Here is a 3645-nt window from a genome sequence, read left to right as displayed (position 1 = left end):
TGCGCAGCTTGTGCTTTTTCTTCTGCCATGGGAGTATAGGGTTACGTAGGTTGGTAAAGGGTAAAGGGTAAAGGGCCGCTGTGGAACGGTAAATAGTTACTGATCGGCTTGTTCAATCTCCTGTATCATAGCCTGTAGAGCCTGCAAGTACGCCTGCTTGGCTTCAGGATTCTGAAGGGCTGATTTGAGAATTTTGTTAGACTTCAACTGCTTCATAAATTTATGGTAGCTGTCTTGCTGCGCGTTCAAGTCTTTTAGGAAATCACTCTGCTCAACAATGCCTGTTTTCGTAAAATCTGCCAGGTTAGCGAACTTTAGCTCTTCATTAACCGGAGCACCATCGGCATTCTCAAACTCTACTTTTGCAGTAGGCTTGAAGTGGTCAAAGACTTCGTTGACCGTTTTTAAGCCCGTGATAGGTTCCGGCTTAGTGGGCCGTGAACTCAACTTCTGCACTAGTAGCGTGCGGTTGGATGAGATCTGTGTAATCGCTTCAAACGATTGTTGCGGTACTAACTGACCGCCAATTTCTACTTCATTCATAGGTTAGAAAGTATATTGTAATTTAATGACTAATTTAAATCTATATTTTGACGAATAGAATCAAATCTAGGCTTATGAGCCCAGCGAATAGCTCCAATTACAGTACGGTAGAGTTCCTCTGGTTCTCTTTTGCCGTTCTTAAGGTATTGTTTTATTGCCTCTTTAATTACAGCTTTAATTATACCCTTCATAGTAGCTGTGGGTTTGTAAGCATTGCGAAAAAGGGCTTCTACGTATCCCATTGCATTACTTGCATCTATTGCTCCTGTTAGGGAAGCTTGCATTAAAGCTTTGGGCTTCACATTAGTGAAATGTGATTCGTTGACGGTTCTCTGATCGAAGATATTCCATATTTTTACACAATTTTTAGCATTAACTACTATCCTTTGCGGGTTTTTACATAGATCGTCATACACAAATTGCACGTTTCTTATTGCACTCATAGGATAGGGAAATATTTACTATTGGTAAAAATTTATTATAAAATGTAACCTAACTTACTTATACTCCCAGTGTAATTCTTCATTTTCATCCATATCCAAGCTAATCATCGAGCCTTTCTTCACACTTCCGGCAATGATGAGCTTAGAGATGGGGCGGCGTAACTGGTTGCGGATCACCCCGGTCAGTGGCCGTGCCCCGTACTCGGGGGTGTAGCCCGACAGTGCTAACTGCTGCTTGGCTTTGTCTGAGATGTTCAGCGTAATGCCTTGCTTATCCAGCAGTGCCAATAGTTTCTTCAGATGAATGTCAAAGATCTTCACCACGTTTTCTTCCTGGATGGGGGCGAAGGGCACCATCTCGGTCACCCGCGCCAAAAACTCGGGTCGAAATTGGCCTTGCATCCGTTCCATCATCTGCTGGGAAGTAGGTAACTCGCCTTCGGCAAAGGTATCCATAATATACTGACTACCGATGTTGGACGTAAATAGCACGACGGCGTTAGAGAAGTCGCCTTCTTTGCCTAGTCGGTCGTGTAGCTTGCCTTCGTCCATAATCTGCAAGAAGATATCAAATACCGACGCATGGGCTTTTTCAATCTCATCAAACAGCACTACCGCGTAAGGCTTCTCCCGGATCTTATTCACTAGAATGCCGCCCTCTTCGTAGCCTACGTACCCCGCTGGGGCCCCCAACAACACCGCCGCTGAGTGCTCTTCCTTAAACTCCGACATATCAAAGCGCAGCAACGTAGACTCATCGTTGAACAGAAACTCGGCCAGTGATTTAGCGAGTTCAGTCTTGCCCGTACCGGTCGGACCCATAAAGAAAAACGAACCGATTGGCTGACCGGGCTTGGTCAGTCCTGAGCGCGATTCCAGCACCGCATCCGAGATCACTTTAATCGCCTGATCTTGCCCGATGACGCGCTGCTTCAGATGCGCTTCCATGTTTAAGAGCTTCTCGCGCTCTTGGGTCTGGATTTTCCCTAGTGGAATCCCTGTTTTGTGGGCCACTACGGCCGCTACATCCGCTTTCTCTACGCTGCCTTTCTTGTTGCCGGTGAGCTTTAGTAGCCGGTCAATGGTGGATTGCAAATAATCCCGTAGCACTTCGGTCGTATCTAACACTGACTCATCCGTATCATCTTCTAATTGGCTGAACAGAATCGGACTGATCTTGTCTTTTAGTTCGCGGTGGAACCAGCGTAGCTCGGCCAGTGTATCGTTCACGGCTTCAGTAGCGGAGGCTTTCAATTTCTCAGCCAGTTGCTGTAGTTCTCTCTCCGAGGTTTCATCGGCCATGCGGATGGCAGCCATCGTCCGATCCAGCAGGTCAATGGCCGAATCGGGCAGCCGGCGGTCTTTGATGTAGCGTTTGGCCAATTGTACGGCTTCCCGCGGGGTTCCTTCCCCTACTGCGATGGCATGGTGCTGTTCGTAGAGCGGCACCAGCGTTTGTACCATGCGTTCAGCCACAGTTACATCGGGTTCAGCTACCCGCAGCACTTCAAAACGACGGTTGAAAGCTTCTTCCTTTTCAATGTACTTGCGGTACTCTTCGTTGGTGGTGGCCCCAATGACGGTGATCTCGCCCCGAGCCAGTTCGGGCTTGAGCAAGTTCGCGGCTCCGCTGCCTACCGGGCCAGTGCTATCGAGCATCAGATGCAACTCGTCAATAAAGAGAATGGCTTTCTCAAAGGTTTTAACTTCTTTAATGATATTCTTCAGCCGGTCTTCTACTTCGCCTTTGTAGGAAGCGCCAGCAACCAGTGAGCCTAGGTCCAGTTCAAATAGCACCGCCGAAGCTAGGTAGGCCGGTACTTTTCCATTCACGATATCTAAAGCAAAGCCATCGACTAGAGCGGTTTTACCGACACCGGGTTCGCCTACAATCAGTACATTCGGTTTGGTGCGCCGCCCCAGTATTTCTACCATCATGCGGGTTTCACGGTCGCGGCCAATAATGGGGTCAATCTTGCCTTCTCGCGCCAGCGAAGTTTTGTCATTACAGTACTTAAATAGGGCTTTGGTCTTGCTCGGGGCGGCTTTCCCCGGCTTCGCCCCAGCAGCCGGGGAAATAGCTTCCTGTATGGCTTCTTCGGCTACCGCAGTAGCAAGTAGATCATCCGCGGTGAGCGGGAAGGTTTTTAGTTGATCTCGGTTAAAAGCAATGTTGGGTTTGCACAGGGCAGCTAAGATTGCCAGCGGACTAATATCTTCTTCGTTGAGTTTGAGCCGTACTAGATCAGCTTCATCAATAACGGATGAGACCTTGGCATCGCCGGGGGGTTCTTCGGGAATGCGGGTATTTTTGGAAAGGTTTTCAATACGTACTTCGGCCCACTCTTGCAGGTAAGGAATGTCCTGATCCAGGGATTCTAGCAACTCGCGCAACCCGACATCCTTATGCAACAAGGCATGCAACAAGTGAGCCGGGGTAAACTGGGCATTCTGGTATTCTTTGGCTAACGACTGAGCAATCTGTATGGAGCGTTTGCTTTCATCGGCTAGCGTAAGGGTGGAGAGCATAAGGCGGTAGCGTAGTGGTTAGTGGTAGTTATATGTATTAGTGTTTTGAAACTGCCAAAGGTAAACCGAGTAGGTTAAGTTTTTTAGGCAAACAGAAAACTGAAATCTAAGCACGAGAGAATAGAGCTTA

3 protein-coding genes are annotated in these 3645 nt (G+C 48.0%); all 3 read right to left on the bottom strand.

The features are described from left to right. Positions 1-96: 96 nt before the first annotated feature. The 3 genes from WBA23_RS01880 to WBA23_RS01870 are packed head-to-tail and all read right to left on the bottom strand — an operon-like array spanning position 97 to position 3515. A complete protein-coding gene (locus tag WBA23_RS01880; protein WP_424580541.1) occupies positions 97-543 on the bottom strand; it encodes a hypothetical protein in 447 nt (148 codons plus the stop codon). A 29-nt stretch (positions 544-572) separates the two neighbouring features. Beyond that, the gene (locus WBA23_RS01875; protein WP_424580540.1) at positions 573-986 is read right to left on the bottom strand and encodes a hypothetical protein; all 414 of its coding nucleotides are present in this window, start codon (positions 984-986) and stop codon (positions 573-575) included. Between the two features lie 54 nt (positions 987-1040). Then, on the bottom strand, positions 1041-3515 hold the full coding sequence (locus WBA23_RS01870; protein ID WP_424580539.1) for an ATP-dependent Clp protease ATP-binding subunit: 2475 nt from the start codon (positions 3513-3515) through the stop codon (positions 1041-1043). Between the last annotated feature and the right edge of the window lie 130 nt (positions 3516-3645).

The sequence above is a fragment of the Tunicatimonas sp. genome (genome assembly GCF_049647865.1).
Taxonomy (GTDB): Bacteria; Bacteroidota; Bacteroidia; order Cytophagales; family Cyclobacteriaceae; genus Tunicatimonas.
The sequence above is the reverse complement of the archived record's forward strand: the minus strand, read 5'-3'. Positions and strand labels throughout refer to the sequence as shown.